Annotated in this window: 22 protein-coding genes; 8 read left to right on the top strand and 14 right to left on the bottom strand. The window is 69.4% G+C overall.

Translation table 11 applies throughout. The features are described 5' to 3' along the window. Nucleotides 1–10: 10 nt before the first annotated feature. The 3 genes from EV192_RS17030 to EV192_RS17020 form a co-directional block, all read right to left on the bottom strand. The gene (locus tag EV192_RS17030; protein WP_132116824.1) at nucleotides 11–994 is read right to left on the bottom strand and encodes a tyrosine-type recombinase/integrase; all 984 of its coding nucleotides are present in this window, start codon (nucleotides 992–994) and stop codon (nucleotides 11–13) included. A gap of 389 nt (nucleotides 995–1,383) precedes the next feature. After that, nucleotides 1,384–2,283 carry a hypothetical protein gene (locus EV192_RS17025; protein ID WP_132116302.1) on the bottom strand — a complete coding sequence of 300 codons (900 nt, stop codon included), beginning with the start codon at nucleotides 2,281–2,283 and terminating at the stop codon, nucleotides 1,384–1,386. 6 nt (nucleotides 2,284–2,289) lie between these two features. Beyond that, complete coding sequence (locus tag EV192_RS17020; protein WP_165960425.1) at nucleotides 2,290–3,396, bottom strand: hypothetical protein; 1,107 nt, start codon at nucleotides 3,394–3,396, stop codon at nucleotides 2,290–2,292. 33 nt (nucleotides 3,397–3,429) lie between these two features. On the opposite strand from EV192_RS17020, the gene EV192_RS17015 reads away from it, so the two are divergent. Then, nucleotides 3,430–4,371: a phosphotransferase family protein gene (locus EV192_RS17015; protein WP_165960424.1), complete on the top strand. Its 942-nt coding sequence runs from the start codon at nucleotides 3,430–3,432 to the stop codon at nucleotides 4,369–4,371. Here EV192_RS17015 and EV192_RS17010 read toward each other — a convergent pair. Beyond that, nucleotides 4,343–5,308 carry a WYL domain-containing protein gene (locus EV192_RS17010; protein WP_132116822.1) on the bottom strand — a complete coding sequence of 322 codons (966 nt, stop codon included), beginning with the start codon at nucleotides 5,306–5,308 and terminating at the stop codon, nucleotides 4,343–4,345. The two genes, EV192_RS17015 and EV192_RS17010, sit on opposite strands and share 29 nt — an antisense overlap. A gap of 63 nt (nucleotides 5,309–5,371) precedes the next feature. Between EV192_RS17010 and EV192_RS17005 the strand changes: the two genes are divergently transcribed. The 4 genes from EV192_RS17005 to EV192_RS16990 all read left to right on the top strand — a co-directional run bounded on the left by EV192_RS17005 (nucleotide 5,372) and on the right by EV192_RS16990 (nucleotide 9,267). Next, a complete protein-coding gene (locus EV192_RS17005) occupies nucleotides 5,372–6,499 on the top strand; it encodes an epoxide hydrolase family protein (RefSeq protein WP_132116296.1) in 1,128 nt (375 codons plus the stop codon). 19 nt (nucleotides 6,500–6,518) lie between these two features. Continuing rightward, on the top strand, nucleotides 6,519–6,878 hold the full coding sequence (locus EV192_RS17000; protein WP_132116294.1) for a hypothetical protein: 360 nt from the start codon (nucleotides 6,519–6,521) through the stop codon (nucleotides 6,876–6,878). Nucleotides 6,879–6,969: 91 nt separating this feature from the next. Then, on the top strand, nucleotides 6,970–8,259 hold the full coding sequence (locus EV192_RS16995; protein WP_132116292.1) for a M14 family zinc carboxypeptidase: 1,290 nt from the start codon (nucleotides 6,970–6,972) through the stop codon (nucleotides 8,257–8,259). A 33-nt stretch (nucleotides 8,260–8,292) separates the two neighbouring features. Further along, entirely contained in the window at nucleotides 8,293–9,267 is a 975-nt protein-coding gene (locus tag EV192_RS16990; protein WP_132116290.1) for a zinc-binding dehydrogenase, read from the top strand. 54 nt (nucleotides 9,268–9,321) lie between these two features. On the opposite strand, the gene nudC is transcribed toward EV192_RS16990, so the two are convergent. The 3 genes from nudC to EV192_RS53850 form a co-directional block, all read right to left on the bottom strand. After that, a complete protein-coding gene (nudC, locus tag EV192_RS16985; RefSeq protein ID WP_132116288.1) occupies nucleotides 9,322–10,116 on the bottom strand; it encodes an NAD(+) diphosphatase in 795 nt (264 codons plus the stop codon). Then, on the bottom strand, nucleotides 10,109–10,555 hold the full coding sequence (locus EV192_RS16980) for an Lrp/AsnC family transcriptional regulator (RefSeq protein WP_132116286.1): 447 nt from the start codon (nucleotides 10,553–10,555) through the stop codon (nucleotides 10,109–10,111). Before EV192_RS16980 ends, nudC begins: the two co-directional genes overlap by 8 nt. Before the next feature lie 69 nt (nucleotides 10,556–10,624). Continuing rightward, nucleotides 10,625–10,780 carry a hypothetical protein gene (locus tag EV192_RS53850; protein ID WP_165960423.1) on the bottom strand — a complete coding sequence of 52 codons (156 nt, stop codon included), beginning with the start codon at nucleotides 10,778–10,780 and terminating at the stop codon, nucleotides 10,625–10,627. 25 nt (nucleotides 10,781–10,805) lie between these two features. Here EV192_RS53850 and EV192_RS16975 point away from each other — a divergent pair, with 25 nt between their 5' ends. Continuing rightward, nucleotides 10,806–11,333 (top strand): CGNR zinc finger domain-containing protein, encoded by a 528-nt coding sequence (locus tag EV192_RS16975; protein ID WP_132116284.1) that lies wholly within the window; start codon nucleotides 10,806–10,808, stop codon nucleotides 11,331–11,333. A 2-nt stretch (nucleotides 11,334–11,335) separates the two neighbouring features. On the opposite strand, the gene EV192_RS16970 is transcribed toward EV192_RS16975, so the two are convergent. From EV192_RS16970 to EV192_RS16960, 3 genes are all read right to left on the bottom strand, one after another. After that, nucleotides 11,336–12,562 carry an SPFH domain-containing protein gene (locus EV192_RS16970; protein WP_132116282.1) on the bottom strand — a complete coding sequence of 409 codons (1,227 nt, stop codon included), beginning with the start codon at nucleotides 12,560–12,562 and terminating at the stop codon, nucleotides 11,336–11,338. Nucleotides 12,563–12,629: 67 nt separating this feature from the next. Then, the gene (locus tag EV192_RS16965) at nucleotides 12,630–13,061 is read right to left on the bottom strand and encodes an NfeD family protein (RefSeq protein ID WP_341770865.1); all 432 of its coding nucleotides are present in this window, start codon (nucleotides 13,059–13,061) and stop codon (nucleotides 12,630–12,632) included. Between the two features lie 33 nt (nucleotides 13,062–13,094). Continuing rightward, nucleotides 13,095–13,904, bottom strand: coding sequence for a DUF3097 domain-containing protein (locus EV192_RS16960; RefSeq protein ID WP_132116278.1), 810 nt, complete (start codon nucleotides 13,902–13,904; stop codon nucleotides 13,095–13,097). A 45-nt stretch (nucleotides 13,905–13,949) separates the two neighbouring features. Here EV192_RS16960 and EV192_RS16955 point away from each other — a divergent pair, with 45 nt between their 5' ends. After that, nucleotides 13,950–14,984, top strand: a complete 1,035-nt coding sequence (locus EV192_RS16955) for a questin oxidase family protein (protein ID WP_132116276.1) — start codon at nucleotides 13,950–13,952, stop codon at nucleotides 14,982–14,984. A gap of 2 nt (nucleotides 14,985–14,986) precedes the next feature. Here EV192_RS16955 and EV192_RS16950 read toward each other — a convergent pair whose 3' ends face one another. From EV192_RS16950 to EV192_RS16935, 4 genes are all read right to left on the bottom strand, one after another. Further along, a complete protein-coding gene (locus EV192_RS16950; protein ID WP_207926088.1) occupies nucleotides 14,987–15,964 on the bottom strand; it encodes a neutral zinc metallopeptidase in 978 nt (325 codons plus the stop codon). A gap of 56 nt (nucleotides 15,965–16,020) precedes the next feature. After that, on the bottom strand, nucleotides 16,021–19,065 hold the full coding sequence (locus EV192_RS16945; protein ID WP_165960422.1) for an AfsR/SARP family transcriptional regulator: 3,045 nt from the start codon (nucleotides 19,063–19,065) through the stop codon (nucleotides 16,021–16,023). Nucleotides 19,066–19,268: 203 nt separating this feature from the next. Continuing rightward, a complete protein-coding gene (locus tag EV192_RS16940; RefSeq protein WP_132116272.1) occupies nucleotides 19,269–20,063 on the bottom strand; it encodes an SCO1664 family protein in 795 nt (264 codons plus the stop codon). 4 nt (nucleotides 20,064–20,067) lie between these two features. After that, complete coding sequence (locus tag EV192_RS16935; protein WP_132116270.1) at nucleotides 20,068–20,634, bottom strand: DUF3090 domain-containing protein; 567 nt, start codon at nucleotides 20,632–20,634, stop codon at nucleotides 20,068–20,070. 110 nt (nucleotides 20,635–20,744) lie between these two features. Between EV192_RS16935 and EV192_RS16930 the strand changes: the two genes are divergently transcribed. After that, a complete protein-coding gene (locus EV192_RS16930) occupies nucleotides 20,745–22,670 on the top strand; it encodes an alpha/beta hydrolase family protein (protein WP_132116268.1) in 1,926 nt (641 codons plus the stop codon). Nucleotide 22,671 lies beyond the last annotated feature (1 nt).

Raw genomic sequence — 22,671 nt, 5'->3', positions numbered from 1 at the left:
GACCACACTGTCACCCCGGGACAGCGGGGGAGTCGCTGTCCAAGGAGGACAGTGCACGGTACGTGCGGTTGCCAGCCGCTGCGGCTCGTTGCTCCTTGCCTGTGGCCTCGATGTAGTTCTGGCTGGTGTTGAGGTTCGCGTGGCCGAGCAACGCCATGATCTCCGCCGCGTTCGCGCCGTCCTCCGCGAGCCTTGTCGCGAACGTGTGCCGCAGGGCGTGCAGGTTTGCGCCCGTCGGCACCTGGTCGCGGATTCCGGCCCACAGGTAGGTGGTCTTCACGAGGTAGTCCAACGCGCCCCGGCCGATCGGCTGGCCCCGGTGGTCCAGCAACAGCGGGGTGCCCGAGCCGAGTCTGCGGTTCGGGAACCTGGACTCGCAGGACCCCAGGTAAGCGCCGATCAGCCGCTCGAGCGGCGACTCGATCGGAATGGACCGCTCCCTGCTTCCCTTGCCCCGCACGTGCAACCGCTGTTCGCCGGGCCGACCGACCACCGAATCCCGTCGTAGCGCACGGACTTCCGCCGACCGCAACCCGCACACCAGGCCGAGCGCGATCACCAGGACGTCCCGCTCCGGCCACGGGTCACGGGCCTTGCGCGCACCGGCGGCCGCAGCGGCCAGCAGCCGCTCCGGAGTGTCCTCACCGCGCAACGGCTTGGGGGAGGAGGGTGGCGCTTTCGGCCGGGTGACCGCCCCCATCGGATTGCCCTCGACAAACCCGTCCGCCACACAGAACGTCATGAACTGGTTCCAGGTCGACCACGCGCGGGCCACCGACGTCTTCGCGTGGCCGTCGGCGAATTCGCCGAACGCGGCCCGTAGCGCGGGCGCGGTCACGTCACCAATAGTTAGCTCTGCTACGGATCGCCCTGAGCTCAGGGCGAGTAGGGAAGTGACACCACCGAGATCCCGGCGATAAGCGGCAGTGGTGTGTGGCGAGTCCTTGCGCGGCCGGCGGGCCATGAAGAACGCGTCCTGAGCGGCGAGCAGCATCACGTGTTCTGCATACCGGGCGCCACCGACAGTTTCCGCCCGTGTTCACCGCGTCCACGAATCATGCATAACGTTGAATATGCATCAAATCCGACACCGGGACGTCCGGACACCCGCAGACCTAACGTCACGGTGACAATAAACTTCGGCATCGTCCTGAGCCGCGCACCCTCGGGGACACACCGCCCGTCGGCCATCGAGCCCATACCTCGGCGCCAGATGCGCGCACAGCTCACGGGAAAACGGTCATCGGACAAGTCGTCGACGACTCGGCGCTGAAGCCCTCTTGGTGATCTTTCCCCAGGTCGCATTAAGTTCGATAATCTACATTATGTCAAGTAAGCGCCGAGTACGTCTCCCCGCGTTGCTCGGTCGGCATCCGGCGGGGCTTACTTCAGCCCGGGGACGACGACGCTGAGCACGCTGACCGCGAGCGGCGCGAGAAGGCCGAAGGCGGTGGTAAGGCTCTTCGCGACGGTCATGTCCGCGCCGAGGACGCTGATGAGCCGTGTCCGGCCTTCGACCCACGCCGCAGTGGGCCGGGCGTCGGCGGGCAGTGGGTAGCACTGGTCCACGAACAGCATGCAGCGGGTGCGCCAGGTGACGAACGTGGGCACGTAGAGCAGCAGCGAGATCGCGGTGAACAGCGCGCCGTAGAGCAGCACCCACTCGGGCGGGAACTTCTCCGGCGGGATGCCGGTGGCGAGGAACGCCTTGCGCTGGGCGCCCGAATCGATCACCGCGATGGTGATGATCGTCGCCAGCACGGTCAGGCAGACGCTGGTGGCGCGGCGGCAGTCGATCAGGTCGGCGAGCACCGCGTCCGCTCGGGTCGGTGGGTCGGTCGGCGCCGAGAGTGCCTGCGAGATCCGGCGCAGCCGCGTGGTGACCAGCCACAGCCCGAGCACTGTCGGCGCGGCTGCGGTCAGTGCGAGCAGGACCAGCACGCGGGACACCGGCAATGCCGCGGCCGGGCGCAGCTGGGTGATCGGGCCGCCGCCTGCCCACAGGAAGGCCAGGATCGCCATGGCGAACGCGATGTAGCACAGCAGTGGCCCGCGGCCGTGTGCCCCGGCTTCGCGCCAGCCGGTCGCCAGTGGGAGGGCGTGGAAGAACAGGAATACGAAGACCACCGCGGAGGCTGCGATCAAGGCCGACCACACGCCGAACTCGAACGCGCCGGGGCCGCCGTGGGGAACCACGATCGCCTGGACGAGAAAGGCCAGGCCGGTGAACGCGCCGAGCCCGGCCACGGCGGTGAGCGCGGGCCACGACCAGTGTTTCCGCAACCGATCTCAACCCTTCCACGGGCCGATGCCGTCCCACAGCAGGTCAAGGCTGCGGGACAGTGGTCGGCGCCTGGCGGTGCACTCCGCGTGTACCGCTTGCATCAGCCCCATGCCGCCCATGTCGTGGAGTTCTTTGCCGATCTCCACGACACGTTGGCGGGCTGGGCTGCCTTTCTCCGTCGAGTGTTGGACGAGGATCGCGATGAGTTCGCGGCAGGACTGTTCGGCCACCAGTTCCCGCAGAAGATCCTCGGCTTCGCGGTTCGGCAGTGTTGACTCGACCGCGGTCCTGGCTGCGGTGAAGTCACCCGATTCGGCTTTTCGCCGGCCCAGGGTGAGCGCCGCGGCGGGGTCGGTGGGAACAGCTGGCGAGCCACCGAACTGTTCGCCGAGCAACGCTCCCACCGGGAGGCGTAGTCCTGAGTCCCACGTCGTGGAGTGGCCTTCGCTGATGATTTTGCCGTCTGTGGTGGCGTACCGGTCGGTGGTGACCCATTCCGACACGAAACAGCGCACTGCGAGGCCGCGATCGATGGCGTCGCGGACGAACTCCGGTGGCTCCCCCGCGTCGGTCAGGTGGTGCAGCCGGGCGCAGCCACCGATCAGGTCGACGGTCAGGTCCCGGTCCGGGTCGAGCATCTGCCCGCGGCCGAGGCTGATGTTCAGGGAGAACGCCAGGAGGAACCACGCCCGGTCGAGTGTCTCGGTGAGCTCCGCGCCCGCCTCGCCAGCTGACTGCAGTTCGCTCAGGGCGCGTACGGCCGCCGGGACGTGGATGTGCGGGTGGATGTCGTCGACCAGCGTGTACTGGTTGAACGGCAGGCCGAGGCCGTACTCGGACAACAACGGCACCGCTGGCTGGTCCATGTCCTGTTCGGCCGTGATCCGTCCCTCGGGCGCGAGGAGGCTGTGTCGGGGTGACCGTTGCGCGTTGAGGGCGTCTTCGGTGGCCGCGTACAGGCGGTCGGTGTAGTCCCGGACAATCGTGGTGGCGTAGGGATTTCCAGCGCGTTGCGCGTTGACGAGATCGTCGGTCAGTGGGGGCACCAAGTCGACGAAAGCCGCCTGCCCGAGCCGGTAGCGTTTGAGGAGAACGGAAAGCTCGAGCTGCACACAGGGAGGCTACACGGCGTCCATGATGGTCAGGTGACACACGATGGGCTGGACCTTGACGCGGGGGTCGTCGCGTGGTTGACCAACGGCGTGTTGTCTGGTCGCAGGGTCAACCGGACACGGACGTTGTCGGGCGGCTACCGCAATCACAATGTCCAGGTGGTCACCGACACTGGTGAGCAGTTTGTGGTTCGCCGCTACCTGCACGGCAATACGTGTGCGGTTGAGGCCGCGCTCGCCGCGCGGCTGGCCGGTGTCGTGCCGGTGGCTGAAGTTGTCGCCGCCGATCCGGCGGGGGTGGTGACGGGGCAGCCGGTGTTGGTGTCGCGATTCGTGCCTGGTGTTCTGCTCAGCGAGGTGTTGCCTTCGCTGGACTGTGGCGAATTGCTGCGACTGGGGCACGCCGTTGGTGCGACGCTGGCGGCGATCGGCACCGTGACGTTCCCCCGGCCTGGATTCTTCGCCGGTCCGGCTCTCCAAACCGATGGTGTGGAGCCGACGGCGGGCCTGCCGGTCTTTGTGGAGCGCTGTCTTCGTGCGGGCAACGCACGGCTCTCCCCTGCCGAACAAGAATCGCTGCTGCGGCACGCCGCGCGGTGTGCGCCTCTGCTCGCGGCTGTGAGTGGTTCCCGGCAGTTGGTCCATTCCGACTTCAATCCCAAGAACTTGCTTGTCCGTCAACGGGACGGCGTGTGGGTGGTCACCGCTGTGCTGGATTGGGAGTTCGCGCTGGCCAGCACTCCCCTGTTCGACGTCGGCAACATGCTGCGCTTGCGTGATGAGCTGCCGTCGCCCTATGTCGCCGGGTTCAGCTCAGGATTCGTCGACGCCGGTGGCGGGCTCCCGGCGGAGTGGCGTCAGATCAGTGACGCGTTGGACTTGTTCGCGCTCGCGGACTTCCTTACGCGGCCACCGGACACTCTGTTGTTCGGCAAGGCGGTGGGTCTCATCCGGCGACGGCTGTCGAACGGGTGATCCTGGCGCCGAGGTCGGCCAGGTATCGCCTGAGTTCGGTGGGTTCGTGGACGTCGAACTCGCAGCCGAGTTGGATCAGGCGGAATGCCAGCCATTCCAGGGTGTCGGTGTGGCTGCGCAGGAGGCAGCTGTGGTCGTCGAGCGGTTCGAGGTCGGCTTGGGGGCCGAGGCGGCGGGTGATGTCGTCGATGGGTGCGTGCAGGGTCGCCACTGCCTGGTAGGTGGGTGCGAGGCTGAACAGTGTCTGTTTGACGTAGTCGGTGGGGTCTTCGGTGGGTGGGCGGCGTGGGGTGAACCGGGCGCCGGTCGGCCAGGGTTCGGTGACGCGGTCGACGCGGAAGACGCGCCAGTCGGTGCGGGCGTCGTCGTGGGCGAGCAGGTACCAGCGGCGGCCGGTGGGGATCAGGTGGTAGGGCTCGACCAGGCGGTTGGTGTCTTCGCCGGTGGCGGAGCGGTAGACGAAGCGGACGCGTTCGTGGCCGCTGATGGTTTTGGCGAGGGTGGTGAGGACTTCGGGGTCGACGCTGGTGGGTTCGTCGCTGAGGGTGAGCGGGACCATGGCTGTGCTGAGGGCGGTGACGCGGTGCCGTAGTCGTGATGGCAGTACTTGTTCGAGTTTGGCCATCGCGCGGACGGATGCTTCTTCGATGCCGTGGACGGTGTTCTTGGCCGCGGTGCGTAGGCCGACGGCGATGGCGACGGCTTCTTCGTCGTCGAGGAGGAGGGGTGGCATGGCGGTGCCGGCGGCGAGGCGGTAGCCGCCGTCGGCGCCCATGGTGGCTTCGACGGGGTAGCCGAGTTCGCGTAGTCGTTCCATGTCGCGGCGGATGGTGCGGGGGCTGACCTGTAGGCGGTGGGCGAGTTCGCTGCCAGGCCATTCGCGTGGGGTCTGCAGCAGGGACAGCAGCGCGAGCAGTCGGGACGTCGTGTCGGTCACGTGGTCAAGAATGCCATCGATGTAGGACATGTTCTGACCTACATGGTGGTTACGGTCATCGTCATGAGCGAACAGATCAGGCCTTTCCGCATCGAGATCCCCCAGTCCGACCTGGATGACCTGCGGGCCAGGTTGGGCAACGCCCGGTGGCCGGGTCAGTTGCCCGGCGATGGCTGGAGCCGGGGTGTGCCGGTCGGCTACCTGCGGGAGCTCGCGGAGTACTGGCGCGACGGGTACGACTGGCGGGTGTTCGAGGCGCGGTTGAACGAGTTTCCGCAGTTCGTCACCGAGATCGATGGGTTGGATGTGCACTTCCTGCATGTGCGCTCCCCCGAGCCGGACGCGTTGCCGCTGATCCTGACCCATGGCTGGCCGAACTCGGTGGTCGAGTTCCTCGACCTGATCGGTCCGCTGACCGATCCTCGTGCGCACGGCGGTGACCCGGCGCAGGCTTTCCATGTGGTGGTGCCGTCGGTGCCGGGGTTCGGGTTCTCGGCGGCGCCGGAGCGGGCCGGTTTCGGGGTTGAGCAGGTGGCGCGGATGTGGGCGGAGTTGATGCGGCGGTTGGGTTACGAGCGGTATGGCGCGCAGGGCGGGGATCTCGGCGCGTACGTGACGCCGGCGTTGGCGAAGGTCGCGCCGGAGCGTGTGGTGGGTGTGCACATCGACGGTGGGCTGGGTTTCCCGACCGAGCAGGATGTGCCGGAGTTGACCGAGGACGAGCGGTCGTTGTACGAGATGATGCAGCAGTGGGGTGGTTCGAGCGTGGACCATCACACGTTGCTGCGGGTGGCGCCGCAGACGTTCACTTATGGTTGGCACGACTCCCCTGTCGCTCTGCTGGGTTGGATGATGCAGAAGTTCCAGGAGTTCACGCCGATGACGGATCTGCCGGAGCAGGCGATCGACCGTGACCTGATCCTGACCAACATCACGGTGTACTGGTTCACCGGGACGTCGGGGACGTCGTCGTGGTTCATGTACGGCAACACGGCGTTCCGTTGGCCGGAGGGGCAGAGCCTGGTGCCGACCGGTGTGTATCACGGGCCGCCGGCGATTCGTCGGCTGGCTGAGCGGCACAACAAGGTCATTCACTGGCCGCAGAGCAATCCTGGCAACCATTTCGTGGCCATGGAGGTCCCGGACGCGCATGCCAGGGATATTCGGGCGTTCTTCGACAAGGTGCGCTAGCGCGGGAACAATGGTTGGTATGCGACAGGCTTTCGCGCACGACGCGGTATTGGCGATGACTCCGGAGGAAGATGTCAGGGCTCCTGGTGGCGCCGTGACGGTGGCGTTGTGCGGTGATTGGGCGCATGAGCCGCCTTGTCCGCTCGCGGCGCACCACACGGGGGTGACCCGGGACGGTGACCAGGTTCGGCTGCGGATCTTGTTCGCGGCCGAACCTGGTGACGAGTCCGTGGTGCGGGAGCGGATCGGTGCCGCATTGGGTGCGGGTCGTCTGGTCACGCCGGAGGGGGCGACGGCGACGTGGCGGCTGCTGGACGATGCGGCCTCCCCTGTCGCCGCCGATGAGACGGATCATGCGGCGCGGTTGACCGGGAGCTGATCGGGCTGGCCGGACACGCCGACACGCAGCGTCGCGGGGTGTCCACCCTTCGTAGGTTTCAATGGTCGGTATGCCACCGGATACTCACTCCATGGACTCCCTGCGCGCTAAGTCCCTTTTGGGTGCTCTCGCCGTCGCGGTTCTGCTGCCCGCCGTCCTGGCTGGCGTGTCGACGGCGGCCGAGCCGGACACTCAGCCGTACCTGTGGCGGGTCGACGGGGCCGCCGCGGCGGAACTCACCGCCGCGGGTTTCGATGTCGATCATGGTTTGGTAGTGGGTGACCAGGGGGTGGCGGACCGGGTCCGGGCGTTGGGGTACCGGCCGCGGCAGGTCGACACGGTGTACAAGCCGGTGCCGGCGACGGCCCAGCGGGCGGATCTGGCGACGTTCTACGGCGGCTACCACACCGCGGCCGAGCACGAGAAGCACCTGGCTGACGTGGCGGCCGCGCGGCCGGCGTTGACGCAGGTGGTCGACATCGGGGACAGCTGGCGGAAGACCCGCGGGTCGGGTGGGCACGACATCAAGGCCCTGTGCGTCACGAAGAAGCAGGCGGGCGACTGCGCGTTGACCCCGAACTCGACCAAGCCGCGGATGGCGATGATGGCGCAGATCCACGCGCGGGAGCTGGCGACCGGTGAGTTGGCGTGGCGGTGGATCGACTACGTCACGTCGGGGTACGGGTCCGACCCGGAGGTGACGTCGTTGCTGGACACCACCGAGCTGTGGGTGGTGCCGATCGTCAACCCGGACGGGGTGGACATCGTGGCGTCCGGCGGTAATCAGCCGTTGCTGCAACGCAAGAACGCGGACAACACCGGTGCGTCGTGTTCGACGCCGAGCTACGGGGTGGACCTGAACCGGAACTCCACGTTCAAGTGGGGTGGCGCGGGGACGTCGCGGTGTGGTGAGACGTATCAGGGTCCGTCGGCCGGTTCCGAGCCGGAGACCAAGGCGATGGAGGCGTTCTTCAAGGCGTTGTTCGCCGACCAGCGGGGTCCTGGGGACACGGATCCGGCGCCGGTGACGACGATGGGTGTGATGTTGACGTTGCACAGCTACGGCAACGAGATCATGCCGCCGTGGGGCTGGACGTGGGATCCGAACCCGAACGCCGCCGGGTTGAAGGCGTTGGGCGACAGGATGGCCGCGTTCAACGGGTACACGGTGTTGGCCGAGGGTGACACGACCGGGACGACGGACGACTTCACGTACGGCAACCTGGGGATCGCCAGCTACACCATCGAGGTCGGCGGCAGCAGTGGGTCGTGCGGCGGGTTCCTGCCGCAGTACTCGTGTGTGGACAGCTTGTTCTGGCCGAAGAACAAGGGTGCGTTCCTGACCGCGGCGAAGGCCGCGAAGGCGCCCTACCGGAATTGACCTCGACCTAGGTTGAGGTTGCAGGGTGTGCTCATGACGAGCCATGCGATTCGGCAGTACGAGTTCGGTCCCGCGGAGAAACTGCTGTTCGAGGAGGTGCGCGCCCCGGTTCCCGGCCCGGGGCAGGTGCGGGTCGCGGTCGCGGCGGCCGGGGTGCATCTGATCGACACGACGATCCGCCGTGGTGTCGAAGGCGGGCCGTTCCCGCTGCCCGCACTGCCGATGACGCCGGGCCGGGAGGTGGCGGGGGTCGTGGACGTGCTGGGTGCCGACGTGCCAGCGGAGTGGTCGGGCCGGCGGGTGGTGGCGCACCTGGGGCAGGCCAGTGGTGGCTACGCGGAGTCGGTGGTGGCGAATGTGGCGTCGTTGCACGAGATCCCGCCGGATCTGTCCTTTGCGGACGCGGTGGCGATGATCGGGACCGGCCGGACGGTGTTCGCGGTGTTGGACGTCGCGCAGGTGCGGGCGGACGACGTGGTGTTGGTGTCGGCGGCCGCGGGTGGCATGGGCAGTCTGTTGGTGCAGGCGGCGAAGAACGCGGGCGCGTTCGTGGTGGGGTTGGCGGGCGGTGCGGAGAAGGTGGAGTTGGTGCGTGGGTTGGGCGCGGACGTGGCGGTGGACTACCGGGTGCCGGACTGGCCGCAGCGGGTGGAGCGGCCGGTGACGTTGGTGTTGGACGGCGTGGGTGGCGAGTCGGGGCGGCAGGCGTTCGAGTTGTTGGCGCCCGGCGGTCGGATCGTGCTGTACGGCGCGTCAGGTGGGTTCGACTTCACGAAGATCACGACGGCGGACCTGTTCACGCGGGGCGTGTCGGCCACCGCGGCGATCGGGCCGCGCATCATGGCCCGGCCGGGAGGGGTGCGGGACTTCGAGACGTTGTCACTGGCGGCGGCCGGTCGCGGCGAGTTGCGGCCGTTGACGTCGACGTTCCCGCTGGCGAAGGCGGCCGAGGCACATCGGGCGCTGGAGGCGCGGGAAACGGTCGGGAAGGTCGTCCTGGTGGCGTGACGGTGGGCAGCCCTGGGTCCGGAGTGGCGGCCGGACCCAGGGCGGGACCGGCACTCAACCGGTGAGCCAGTGGCTCACCAGGAAGTGTTCGATCGAGTCGGTGCGGCTTTGCGGCATGGCGCGGACTTCGTCGGGGGTGAACCAGCGGGCGTCGTCGAGTTCGCGGCCGTCGACGTGGATGTCCGGGGTGGCGGCGGTGGCGTGGTAGCCGATCATCAGGCCGGCCGGGAAGGGCCAGGTCTGGGAGGCCTGGTAGCGCACGGCGGCGAGGGTGACGCCGGCTTCTTCGCGGATTTCGCGGTGGACCGTCTCTTCGAGGCTCTCCCCTGGTTCGACGAAACCGGCGAGGGTGGAGTAACCAGTGGCGTTGTGGTGCCGCGCCAGTAGACAGGTGTCCTGCCAGGTGACGAGGACGATCACGGCGGGTTCGACGCGGGGGAAGTGGAGTTTGTCGCAGTGTCGGCAGGCGCGGACGTGGCCGCCGTCGCGGGCTGTGGTGGGGCTGCCGCAGGTGCCGCAGAACTGTTGGTGGCGAGTCCAGTGGAGCATGCCGCGGGCGTAGGCGAAGGTGGCGGCTTCGGCCGGGTCCAGGGTGGTGACGACGGCGCGGAGGTCACGGGCCTCGCCCGCCGGTTCGGGCAGTTCGGTGGCGAACACCGGGGTGTCGCCGTCGAGTCCCAGGAAGACGGTGGTGTCGGTGGGTTCGGCGCGGGTGTCGAGGATCCGGTCGCGGCAGAACGGGATGACGCGGGCGTCGGGGCGGGCGAGTTGGCGGTCGACCCAGGCGCTGTCGGCCCGCAGGTGTGGGACCCGGTCGAGGGCGAGGCCGTTGTAGGTGAGGTCAGTCATGGGGGTACACCGGGCGCTCGAAGAAGGTCTCCAGCACGACGGTGGTGTCGGTGCCGGTGACGCCGGGGATGTCGTAGACGCGTTTGAGGGCGTTCTGCAGGTCCCGTGTGCTGGTGGCGCGGACCTTCACCAGGATCGACGCGGTGCCGGCGATGATGTGGGCCTCCTGGATCCAGGGCAGGGCGCGCAGCGCTTCGGCGGTGTCGGCGCCGCCCATCCATTCGTCGGCCTCGATCTGCACGTACGCCAGGACGTCCCGGCCGATCAGGGCGGGGTCGACGTCGACGGTGGTGGCGCGGATCACCCCGTTGTCGCGGAGCTTGCGGACGCGTTCGTGCGCGGCGGCGGCGGACAGCCCGACGGCGTCCCCGAGTGCCGTGTACGGGGTGGTGGCGTCGTGCTGAAGATGGCCGATGATGGCCCGGTCGATCTGATCCACCTGAATCCCATCTGGTCAAAGTCACTTTCGACCATACAGCATTCAGTCATATGCACCATTGGAGCAACGTTATTCGGCGGCCACCACGGCGGTGAGGGTCTTCTCGACGAGCACGATCCAGCTGCCGCAGACACATCGCCGGTAGTCGACGACTCCCTCGGAGGTGCGGTGACGTTCGGCGGGCAGGTCGCGGACGGGCCAGGCGCAGTGGGGGCATGTGGTCACGACTCCAGCGTGATGTAATGACCTAATGCACTTCAACCCTTACGGCGGGCCGGCGGCGGAACTGGCCGCGACCATCGTCAACAGCCGGCACGTGCATCCGGAGGACGCGAAAGACCTGGTCACGGCCATGTTCGAGAGTCACAACCGGGCCTGGACCACGGTCACGGCGGCCGAGGCGGTCGAGATCCTGGCGTGGGGTGAGCGCCTCTCCCCCGCGTTCGGCGAACGTGATCTCGATCGCTTGGTGGACGTGGTGAACGGGTTGCTGCGCGACACGGCCAGCCGGCCGTTCATCTCCCGGCACGACGGCCGCGCGCCGCACATCCACTACGCGCCCGAAGACGCCGACCAGGTGACCCGCACCAGGGCGTTCACCGCCGCGGGCATCGCGCACGTGCTCGCGATGGACCCGGCGCGGTTGGGGCGGTGCGCCAACGACGGTTGCGACACGGCCTACGTGGACACGTCCCGCAACGGTCGCCGCCGGTTCTGCTCGACGCGCTGCGCGACCCGGGTGCATGTGGCCGACCACAGGTCACGCGCGCGGGTGTGACGTCAGGGGTTCTCGTCGGACAGCTCCGGTGACCCGGCCAGGTCGACACCCGGTCCGGGCGGTGCGGCGGCGGGGTCCGGTGCGAGGTTCACCGGCCGGCTGGGCACACTGCGCACCTGCAGCGGGCCGGGAACTTCCTTGCGGGCCACGGCTTCCGCGGCACGGACGGCTTCGGCGACGCGTGGGTCGGAGGAGGTGTCGAACCAGCCCTTGATCTCCTCGTCGTCCTCTTCCGGTTTGGACAGGGGGACGTCCTCTTTGGGCGGTTCGTAGCGGAAGACGCCGTCGTCACCGGGCGCGCCGAGCATCTTGGCGAACCCTTCGAGGGCCTTGCCGTAGTCGCTCGGCACCAGCCACACCTTGTTCGCGTCGCCTTGCGCCATCTGCGGCAGGGTCTGCAGGTACTGGTAGGCGAGCACTTCCGGGGTGGGCTTGCCGGCCTTGATCGCGGTGAAGACCTTCTCGATGGCCTTGGCCTGCCCTTGGGCCTGCAGGTAACGGGCGGCCCGTTCACCCTGGGCGCGCAGGATGCGGGACTGGCGTTCGGCCTCGGCGCCGAGGATCGCGGCCTGCTTGGCGCCTTCCGCGGCGAGGATCTGGCTCTGCTTCTGGCCTTCCGCGGTCTTGATGGCCGCTTCGCGTTGGCCTTCGGCGGTGAGGATCATCGCGCGCTTCTCCCGGTCGGCGCGCATCTGCTTCTCCATCGAGTCCTGAATGGACGGTGGCGGGTCGATCGCCTTGAGCTCCACCCGGGCGACCCGGATGCCCCAGCGGCCGGTGGCCTCGTCCAGCACGCCCCGCAGCTGGTTGTTGATCTCGTCGCGGCTGGTCAGGGTCTGCTCGAGGCTCATCCCGCCGACCAGGTTGCGCAGCGTGGTGGTGGCCAGCTGCTCGACGCCGACGATGTAGTTGGAGATCTCGTACACCGCGGCCCGGGAGTCGGTGACCTGGAAGTACACGACCGTGTCGATCGAGACGGTCAGGTTGTCCTCGGTGATCACGGGCTGCGGCGGGAACGACACGACTTGTTCCCGCAGGTCGATCCGGGCCCGGACGCGGTCGACGAACGGCGCCAGGAAGTTCAGGCCGGGCTCGGCGACCTTGGTGAACCGGCCGAGCCGTTCGATCACGGCGGCCTGCGCCTGCGGGATGACCAGGATCGACTTGACCACGATGGTGAACACCAGGATGACGATGACCGCGACGACGATGATCGTGACGGAGTTCAAATGATCAACCTCCACGTTCCCGAGCGGACTGAACACCGTTGTACCCGCTGACGGCCCAGGTCGCCGGTCATGGCTCGGGCGCCACGACCGCGGTCGCGCCGGAGATCTCCACCACGATCACCGACGCACCGGTCCGGAACACCTCGTCGTCGGGATGGTGTTCGGCGCGGGCGGACCAGACCTCACCGCCGATCTTCACCCGGCCCGGCCCGACGACGGTGGCCTTGGCGCCGATCAGCGCCTGGGTGTTGGTTCGCACCTCGGGCCCGGCGTGCAGGCGGCGGTGCAGCATCGGCCGGATGCCGGCGGCGAGCGCGATGGACGCGACCGCGAACACGACGGTGCTGACGACGAGGTTGTCAGTGACCGCGGCGGCGACCGACGCGGCGAGCGCGCCCGTGCCGATCATGAGCAGCCACAGGGTGCCGGACGCGACTTCCGCGGCGATCAGGATCAACCCACCGATCAACCACCCGATCCAGGCCGCCACACCCGCCATCGTGGCAGAGTTTCAGCGCGCCCCGATCCGGGTTCACCCGAAGGAACTCACGAAGTCGATCAATTGTTCGACCGACCCGATGAGCGGGGTCTCCAGGTCCCGGAAGCCGCGCACGCCGGCCAGGACCCGGCGCCAGCCGTCGGCGGGTTCGCCCCAGCCGAGCGCGGCGCAGATCCCTTCCTTCCACGGCACGCCCCGCGGCACGACCGGCCACGCCGGGATGCCGAGCGACGCGGGTTTCACCGCCTGCCAGATGTCGACGTACGGGTGGCCGGTGACCAGGACGTGCGGGTCGGTGACGGCCGCGACGATCCGGGACTCCTTGCTGCCGGCCACCAGGTGGTCGACCAGGACGCCGAGGCGGCGGTCCGGGCCGGTGGAGAAGTCGGCGATCGCCTCGGCGAGGTGGTCGATCCCGTCGAGCGGTTCCACCACGACGCCTTCGACCCGCAGGTCGTGGCCCCAGACGCGTTCGACGAGTTCGGCGTCGTGGATGCCCTCGACCCAGATCCGGCTGTCGCGGGCGGTGCGGGCCTTGAGGTTCGCGACCTTCACCGACCCGGACGCCGACCGGGCCGAGGTCGCCGGTGCGGGGGTGGCGACCGGGCGGGTGAGGGTGACGGGCCGGCCGTCGACGAGGAACCCGGCCGGGGTCATCGGGAACACGCGGTGCTTGCCGTGCCGGTCTTCCAGGACGACGGTGCCGTGCTCGATCCGCACGACCGCGCCGCAGAACCCGCTGGCCGGGTCCTCGACCACCAGGCCGGGTTCGGCGGCCAGTTCGGGGATGGTCCGTTTCGGCTTGCCGGCGAGGATGTCGCGGCCGTAGTCCTGGGAGTGCACCGCCGAAAACTACTGCACCACGACTCCGCGGTGTAGGAAGGACGCATGACTGGGGATGTTCTTGCGGAGGCGTATCAGCGGTTGCACCGCACCGGCCCGGAGTTCGGTGGCGAGAACTGGCTGACCAACCACGGACCGATGGCGGTGGAGGCGTTGGTGCGCCGCGGCCACGCCGAAGAAGTCGGCGGCTGGGTGGACCGGTACGTGCGGCGGCTGGAGGATCTGCCGTCGGCGAGTGACCCGGTCACGCACGACACGTGGCGCGAAGCGCTCGGCGACGCGCGGCGAATCGGCGACTGGACGGCGTACCTGACCGCCGAGGTCGCCGAGCGGCCGTGGCGTGAGGTGTTGGTGACGTGGTGGCCGCGGTTACTTCCGGGAATCGTGGCGGGTGCGACGCACGGGGTGATCCGGACCGGGCATGCGGTGCGGACCCTGCTCGGCGGCGGCGAAGGGCCGCAGGCGGTCACCGAGTTGGCGCACGCCTTGGCCTATTGGGCGGCGCGGTCGGTGCTGGTGCCGGGTGTGGTGCCGCCGTCCGGTGACCTGGAGGTGGCGGACGCGTTGGCCGCCGTGCCCCGGATCCCCCGACAGGAAGGCACTATCGCGAGCCGGCTCGGGCAGTTGGCGGAGATGCCGGACTGGTCGCCGTCGTTGGCGGCGCTCACCGCCCCGGCCGGTCCCGAGCAGACTCGGTCACAGTTGGCGGACCTCGTCGACGCCGCGACGCTGCGCTACCTGACCTACGGGCACGGGCAGCGGGTGCTGTTGGTGCACGCGGCGACTGCGCCGAACGCGGTGCTGCACACGCTGCCCGCGTTGCCGGAGACCCTGTGGGCGCAGAGCCTGACCGCGGCGTGGGCGACGGCCGCGGCGATCACGTCCTGGTACACGCCCGAACCGCAGCCACGGGACACCCTGCCGGCGGGGTCGACGGACGTGGACGCGGTGTTCGCGCGTGCGGTGGAGCACGGCGACGAGCACGTGATCAAGTTCGCGGACACGGCCGTGGAGTCGTTCGCCCGCACCGGAAACCCGGACATGCTGGCGGCAGCCACCCGAGCGGCGGATCTGATCTAGCCCTATTGGATCCACCCGTTGTCGCGGGCGGCCCACGGGTTGCATTCGTAGGTCGACGGCGCCGGCCGTTGGTTGCGGTCCAGGGTGGGACTGAACCCCCAGCCGAACCAGTTGCTCACGTTCTGATTGGTGCCGTGCTGTCGGGCCTCGCCGCGCCGGTCGCCGGCGCCGCTGTTGTTGTTGGCGGCCTTGCGCCACAGGTCCTGGGAGATCGAGCCGCGCCCGAGGTTGACACCGAAGAACATGCCGGAGAAACACCACGCCTGCAGTTCCAGCTGCCGCGACATCTGCAGGCCGGGCCCGCTGTCCCAGCCCGCCGCAGTCCGCTGCGCCGAGTACTGCGCCAACACTCTGGTCTGTTGCTGCAGGTGGTGGCCGTACTCGTGGGATATCACCGCGAACGCCGCGCCGGCGCCGTTCGCGCTGCCGGTGAGCGAGTTCATGGTGTCGAACGGCATCACGATCGTCTGGTCCTGGCCGCAGTAGAACGCCTCCCGGTTGCGTTCCCCGGACGCGCAGGCCCCGTCGTAGGTCTGCGCGTTCGCGCCGGCCCACAGCCGCGGCGACTCCAGGGTCTCGCCGAAGTGCGACAGGGTCGGCCGCCAGGCGTTGTCAAGGCAGCCGATGGCAGCCTGGTAGTAGGCCTGGTTCGCGTCCGGGTTGTTGCGCCAGCCCGGCAACTGGCAGTCGACCTGCCCGACGCCGACACCTTGTTCCAGAGTCACCGGGTTGCCGCCGAGCAAGGGGTCGTTGCGGACGTCCCCGTCGGGGGTCGGCAGGGCGCTCGTCCTCTCGCTGGAGGTGGACGGCGTGAAGCTGCTGCTGCGGGTCTCGCTGGTGGACGACGTCGTGGGCGGCGCGGTGGTCGACTCGGAGGTGACACCGGTCGGGCTGAGCGCCCACGGACGTTCGGCCGGGCCGCAGCCGGCCAGCCCCAACACGGCCGCACCAGCCGTGACCACCACAGCGAGTCTCTTCATACCCCGGACGGTAACCACCGAAGATGAGATCGCGATGACGCGGATGAGATCACCGGTCAGGGATTGGCGCCGGCGGCCAGGTGGGTCCGGATGGTGGCGGTGGTGAGGCCAGGTTCGTCGGCGTGGCCGAGGTCGAGTCCGGTGAGGATGTCCAGGGCGGCCTGCCAGTGGCGGCGGCTCCGGGTGGTGTCGCCGAGGGCCTGGTGGGCATGGGCGAGGCCGTCGTGGGCACGTGCCTGGTCGGCGGGGTGGCCGAGGTCGGTGGCCAGGTCAAGCGCGGTGTGATGGTGGTCGAGGGCCTGGAGGTGGTCGCCGGTCGCCTGCGAGATTCGGCCGAGTCCTTGGTGGGCCTCGAACTGGCATTCGGGGTCCCCCGTGCTGTGGGCGATGGTCAGCGCCTGCTGGCAGTAGTCGGCTGCCAACTCGAACTGACCCAGCTCCCGGTGGACGTTGCCGAGGCCGCACAGTGCGAACTGTTCGCGAATCGGGTTGCCGGTGGCGCGGGCCATGGCCAGCACCTGCCGGTAGGTGTCGGCGGCCGATTGGTGTCGCCCTTGGAGCCAGTGGACGTCGCCGAGGCCCTGCAGCGCGCTTTGTTGGCCACTGTGGTGGCTGAGGTCACGGTCGATGGCCAGCACCCGCCGGTAGCAGTCGGTGGCTTCCTCATACCGCCTCAGCGATCGATGGATTCGGCCCAGACAGAGGAGTACGTCCTGTTCGGCGATGCGGTTGCCGGTTTGGAGGGCGATGGCCAGCGCCTGCTTGAGGTAGTCGGTGGCCGGTGCGAACTGGTTACGCGCCTTGTGGGCGTCACCGAGGGCGTGCAGCGCGAGTTGCTCGCCAGTGCGGTTGCCGGCTTCGAGGGCGATGGCCAGCGCCTGCTGGGAACTGTCGGCGGCCTGTTCGGGCCGGCCTTGCCAGGTGTGGATGGTGGCGAGCGCAAGCAGGGCGTTGAGTTCGCCGAGGCGGTTGCCCGTCTCGCGGGCGCGGTGGAGTGCGAGGTCGTTCAGGGCGCGTGCGGCGGTGTCGCGGCCTCGGATGTGCAGGTGCCTGTGCAGGGCGGTCGCCTGCTCGCTGGTGTGGTCGGGCCGGCCGTGGCCGGCGGCGTGGTGGGCGGCGGCCAGGAGGTTGTCCAGTTCGGTGTCCAGCCAGCGCACCGCTTGGACGTCGTCGTCGAGGGACGGTGTGGGTGTGTCGGTGGCCGGTGGGCGGCGGCGTTGATCGGCCTCCCACGGGTAGGTCGCGTCCCACGGATGGGCCAGATCCATCGCGACCGAGGTGGTGTACGCGTAGTGGCCGAAGAGCCGGTCGAGGGCGGCGCGTCGGTCCGGTTCGGGGTCGGTGTCGCAGGCGGTCTGGTGGGCGTGGTGGCGCAGGAGGTCGTGGAAGCGGTACCGACCACGTCGAGGTTGTAGCAGCAGGTGCGCGTCGACCAGGGATTCCAGCAGGTTCTCGGCCATGTCCAGGGGAATGTCGGCCAGCGCCGCGGCGGCGTAGGCGTCGATGTCGTGGCCGGGGTGCAGGCCCAACAGTCGGAACAGGCGTTGTTGGTCCGCGGTGAGGTGTTGGTAGGACAGCGAGAACGTGGCGGCGACACTGCGATCTTCGGCGGAGAGCTCGGCGAGGCGGCGGTGTCCGTCGCGGAGCCGGTCGGCCAGGTGGCTGATGGTCCAGGCGGGTCGGGTGCGTAGCCGGGCGGCTGCCACGCGGATCGCCAAGGGGAGATCGCCGCACAGTTCCATGACCTCGTTGACCGCGTCGGGCTCCGCGGCGGCGCGGTGATCGGTGAGGATGCGGGTGAACAGGGTGACGGCCTCGGCGCGGGGCAGGACGTCTAGGGACAGGACGTTGGCGCCGTCCAGGCCGAGGAGTCGCCGGCGGCTGGTGATCAGGGTCAGGCAGCGTGGGCTGCCGGGCAGCAGCAGGCGGATCTGGGTGATGTCGTAGGCGTTGTCCAGGACCACCAGGGCGGTGCGGGTGGCCAGTTCCGCGCGCCAGAGCGCCGCGCGGGCATCCAGGGTGTGCGGGATGCGTTCGCCCGGGACGTTCAGGGCGCGCAGCAACGTGTCCAGGGCGGCCATCGGGTCGAGGGCTTGCTGGTCTGTGGTGTGGCCGTGCAGGTCGATGAACAACTGGGCGTCGGGATACCGCTGAACCAGCTGGTGGGCGGTGTGGACGGCGAGAGTGGTCTTCCCGACGCCGGCCATGCCGTCGATGGCCTCGATGACGACCGTCCTGGCTGCGGTGTCGTCGTGGCGATCCGGCAGGACAGCGAGCAGCCGGTGTAATTCCTGCTCGCGGCCGGTGAAGTCGGCGACGTCGCCCGGCAGGTCGTTGCGCCCCATGGGGGCGGCGGGCTGCTTGGGCAGATCCGCTGTGCCGCGCAGGATCCGCGTGTGCAGTTCGCGGAGTTCCGCTCCGGGATCGACGCCCAGGTCTTCGGACAACCGTCGTTTGGTGTCGTGAAAGGCTTGTAGGGCCTCGGTTTGGCGGCCGGCGCGGTACAGGGCGAGCATGAGTTGGGCGGCGAGGCGTTCATCCCACGGATGCTCGCTGGCCTGCGCGGTCAAGTCCGGTAGCAGCCGGGCGTGGCCGCCGCGGCGTAGGTGGAGGTCGTTGTGGTCGAGCTGGGCGGCGAACCGTTCCCGGTTGAGCGCCTCGCGAACGGTGCCCAGCCAGGGGCTGTCCAGGTGCGCGAAGGCATCCCCACGCCACAACTGCAAAGCCTGGTCCAGCGACGCCAGCGCGTGCTCGTCGTCGGCGTCGTGTGCCTGGTTGATGAGCTGGCGAAAGCGGTGCAGGTCCACCAGTTCGGGTTCGACGGTGAGGGCGTAGCCGCCGGGGCGTCGGGCGATGGTGACGTCCGGGGCGGCAGCCAGCCCCTGTCTCAGGCGGGTGAGGTAGGTCGACAACGTTCCCCGCGCGCGGCGCGGCGGTTGCTCTCCCCACACCCGGTCCACCAGTTGATCGATCGAGACGACCCGGTTCGCGTCGACCAGCAGCCCCGCCAACACCACCAGTTGCCGGGAATGTCCGATATCGACCGGGTGGTCCTCGATGCGGACCTCGACGTCACCCAGGACCCGAACCTCGACGTTCACGTGTGGTCGCCCCCTTCGTCTCCCACCCGGACCCACATTGCCTGAATACCGGCTCTGAGCAGCCCATTCAACAGCCGTTCAGAGTCTGTCCACGATCAGCCGGGCACAGTGACCCACGCGAAGGCCCGGAGGGACGGCTCCGTCAGATCCGTCAGAGGGATGAGCCGTCAGGGGCCGGGCCTTCGTTCATTGTTTCCGACCGGCTAGAACGCGGGCCAGGGAATGGGGCGTCCGTCCGGGTTGGGTTCCGGGTACACCGGATCACGCAGCAACTTGTCGGTGCGGGCGCGCAGGGCGCGGATCTCACGGCGGGTGATGTGCGGCTGCAGCTGCTCCCCCAGGTCGGCGTCGAGCATCGGTCTCAGCCGGGCGAGGCCGTCGACGGCCTCCTCGGGGATCATCTCGCCCATGAAACCCCACAGCACCGTGCGGAGTTTGTTCTCGGTGTGCATGCAGATGCCGTGGTCGACGCCGTAGACGCGGCCGTCGGTGCCGTGCAGGACGTGGCCGCCTTTGCGGTCGGCGTTGTTGATCACGATGTCCAACGCGGCCATCAGTTTCACGCTGGGGTGCTCGGCGTGGGCGAGTACGGCGGGCTCGCCGAACCGGTCGTGCGCGCGCAGCACCCGCCGCCACCCGTCGGGCACGTCGTCGGGTGGCAGGACGTCGACCAGGTCGTCGCCTTCCTTGGTGTCCACCCACAGCTGGACCATGCCGGTGCCGAACGGGCCGTGCCGCAGCACTGTGGGCGGCACCAGGTCCAGCCCGGACGCCGAGGACACCAGGTACGCGGCGACTTCCCGGCCGGCCAGGGTGCCGTCCGGGAAGTCCCAGAGGGCGCGTTCGCCGCCGACGGGTTTGTACACGCAGTGCGCGGTGATGCCGTTGTGGCTGATGGAGCAGTACAGGGTCGCGTTGGAGGCGTCCACGAGACGGCCTTCCACGTCGATCTCGCCCCGGGTGATCAGCTCGAGAGCCGCCGGGTCGGTCGCGTGCACGTGCTCAGCCCTCTTCGCTTCTGCGGTAACCGTTCTGCCGGGGACACACGTGCCCGTCGGGGTCGAGCGGTTCGCCGCACAGCGGGCACGGTTTACGGCCGGCACGCACCACCCGGTCGGCGCGGTCGGCGAAGGCCTTGGCGCCGGCTGGGCTGAGGAACACGCGGACCGCGTCCGGGCCTTCCTCGGTGTCGTCGAGCACGACCGCCTCGTCCACCTCGGCCTCGGACACGGCGAGCAGTTCGATCACCACCGCGCGGGTCTCGGCGTCCCACCCGAGACCCATGGTGCCGACCCGGAACTCCTCCTCCAGGGGCACCCGCAGCGGTTCGTGGTCGAACTGGTCGTCCGGGGCGTCGTCGGGGACTTCGGCGCCGAACCGGCGGCCGACCTCCTCCAGCAACGAGCCGATGCGTTCGGCGAGCACGACGACTTGCTGTTTCTCCAGGCTGACGCTGACCGTCCGGGCGTCCTGGGACGCCTGCAGGTAGAACGTGCGATCGCCGGGCTGCCCGACTGTGCCGGCGATGAACCGGTCGGGCTGACGGAAGACATGTATGACACGAGCCATGGCACCCTCGACCCTAGGGTACGCGGCCGGCACCGAGCAGCCCGGCCACGCAAGTTGACACGCGGTTCACACCTCGTGACCCGTAAGCAGTACACCAGTACTGTCGGCGTGTGCGCGAAATCCTGCCGTATGGCGCGTGGAAGTCCCCTGTGAGTGCCGCCGACGCGGCGGCCGCGGGCGGTGGTCCGGACTGGGTGGAATGGTCTTTCGGTGAGGTGTGGTGGGCGGAGAGCCGCCCGACGGAGAACGGGCGGGTCGCGTTGGTCCGCGCCGCGCCGGACGGGAAACCGGTGGACGTGCTGTCCGCCGAGTGGAACGTCCGCAACCGGCTGCACGAGTACGGCGGGCGGCCGTGGACACGGCTGTCGGCGACCCAGGTGGTGTTCACCAACTGGGACGACCAGCGGGTGTACGTGGCCGAGGTGGGGGGCACGCCCCGGCCGGTCAGCCCGGAGCCGCAGCGGCGGCACGGTCTGCGGTACGGCGACCTGATGCCCGGCCAGGACGGCGAGGTGTGGTGCGTCCAGGAGACCGTCACCGGCGACCTGCCCACCGACATCCGCCGCGACCTGGTGGCGTTGGGCGCGGACAAGCCGCGGGTGCTGGGCGCGAGCCACCACTTCATGACCGGCCCGAAGATCAGCCCGGACGGCACGAAGGCCGCGTGGATCGGGTGGGACCACCCGAACATGCCGTGGGACGGCAACGAGCTGTGTGTGGCGGACGTCCTGGCGGACGGGACGTTCGGGCCGCACCGCGTGCTGGCCGGCGGACCGCGCGAGGCGGTGTGCCAGGTCGAGTGGGAGGACGCCGGGCACGTGCTCGCGCTGACCGACCCGGACGGCTGGTGGAACCTGTTCCGGATCGGCCTGGACGGGTCGAGCCGCAACCTGGCGCCCGGCGAGGCGGAGATCGGCGGCGCGCTGTGGCGGGTCGGTCCGCGGTGGTTCGCCGCCCTGGGCTCGGGCCGGTTCGCGGTGCTGCGGTCGGGGTCGTTGGCGATCCTGGACGAGAGGTCCGGCACGGTCACCGACGTGGACACCGACCTGACCGCGTGGCGCTCGGACCTGACGGTGGGCAACGGGGTGGTGTACTCGGCGGCCGGCAGCCCCACCCTGGAGACCGCGGTGGTCGGCCTGGACTTGTCGCGCGGCGAGGTCACCGCGTACACCTCGCAGGAGTCGCCGGTGGACCCGGCGTACCTGCCGATCCCGCAGGAGCGGGTGTTCCCCGGCCCGGACGGTCGGGATGTCCCGGCGTACGTGTATCCCCCGACCAGCCCCGACCACGCGGCCCCCGACGGTGAGCGTCCGCCGTACGTGGTGTTCGCGCACGGTGGCCCGACCAGCCGGTTCGGCGCGGTGCTGAACCTGGACATCGCGTTCTTCACCAGTCGCGGCATCGGGGTGGTCGCGGTCAACTACGGCGGCTCCACCGGGTACGGGCGGGCGTTCCGGGAGCGGTTGACCGAGCAGTGGGGCGTGGTGGACGTGCAGGACTGCGCGGCCGTCGCGGAGGCGTTGGCGGCCGAGGGCACCGCGGACGCGGACCGGTTGGCGATCCAGGGCGGCAGTGCGGGTGGTTGGACCTCGGCGGCGTCGATGACGTCGACGCGCACCTACCGGTGTGCCGTGATCCTGTACCCGGTGCTGGACCTGTCCGGGTGGACCAGCAGCGGCGGGGAGACCCACGACTTCGAGTCCCGCTACATCGAGGGCCTGGTCGGCCGGCTGCCCGAGCACGCCGACCGGTACCGTGACCGGTCCCCCGCGTACCACGTGGACAAGCTCGTCGGGCCGGTGCTGCTGTTGCAGGGCCTGGAGGACCAGGTGTGTCCGCCGGAGCAGGCGAACCGGTTCGTGGCGAGCCTGGCGGGCACGGGTGTGCCGCACGCGTACCTGACGTTCGAGGGTGAGCAGCACGGGTTCCGGCGCGCCGACTCGCTGATCACGTCGCTGCACGCGGCGGTGTCGTTCTACGGGCAGGTGTTCGGGTTCGTGCCGCCGGACGTGCCGGTGCTGGAGCTGCGGTCGTGAC

Source organism: Actinocrispum wychmicini, assembly GCF_004345645.1.
GTDB lineage: Bacteria > Actinomycetota > Actinomycetes > Mycobacteriales > Pseudonocardiaceae > Kibdelosporangium > Kibdelosporangium wychmicini.
Note: the sequence above shows the minus strand (reverse complement) of the source record. Positions and strands in the feature narration are given on the sequence as shown.

Coding starts and splice junctions, on each gene's coding strand:
- EV192_RS17030 (WP_132116824.1), bottom strand. CDS start 994: ATGCTGCTCGCCGCTCAGGACGCGTTCTTCATGGCCCGCCGGCCGCGC.
- EV192_RS17005 (WP_132116296.1), top strand. CDS start 5,372: ATGAGCGAACAGATCAGGCCTTTCCGCATCGAGATCCCCCAGTCCGAC.
- EV192_RS17000 (WP_132116294.1), top strand. CDS start 6,519: ATGCGACAGGCTTTCGCGCACGACGCGGTATTGGCGATGACTCCGGAG.
- EV192_RS16995 (WP_132116292.1), top strand. CDS start 6,970: ATGGACTCCCTGCGCGCTAAGTCCCTTTTGGGTGCTCTCGCCGTCGCG.
- EV192_RS16990 (WP_132116290.1), top strand. CDS start 8,293: ATGACGAGCCATGCGATTCGGCAGTACGAGTTCGGTCCCGCGGAGAAA.
- nudC (WP_132116288.1), bottom strand. CDS start 10,116: ATGACTGACCTCACCTACAACGGCCTCGCCCTCGACCGGGTCCCACAC.
- EV192_RS16975 (WP_132116284.1), top strand. CDS start 10,806: ATGCACTTCAACCCTTACGGCGGGCCGGCGGCGGAACTGGCCGCGACC.
- EV192_RS16965 (WP_341770865.1), bottom strand. CDS start 13,061: ATGGCGGGTGTGGCGGCCTGGATCGGGTGGTTGATCGGTGGGTTGATC.
- EV192_RS16955 (WP_132116276.1), top strand. CDS start 13,950: ATGACTGGGGATGTTCTTGCGGAGGCGTATCAGCGGTTGCACCGCACC.
- EV192_RS16950 (WP_207926088.1), bottom strand. CDS start 15,964: ATGAAGAGACTCGCTGTGGTGGTCACGGCTGGTGCGGCCGTGTTGGGG.
- EV192_RS16935 (WP_132116270.1), bottom strand. CDS start 20,634: ATGGCTCGTGTCATACATGTCTTCCGTCAGCCCGACCGGTTCATCGCC.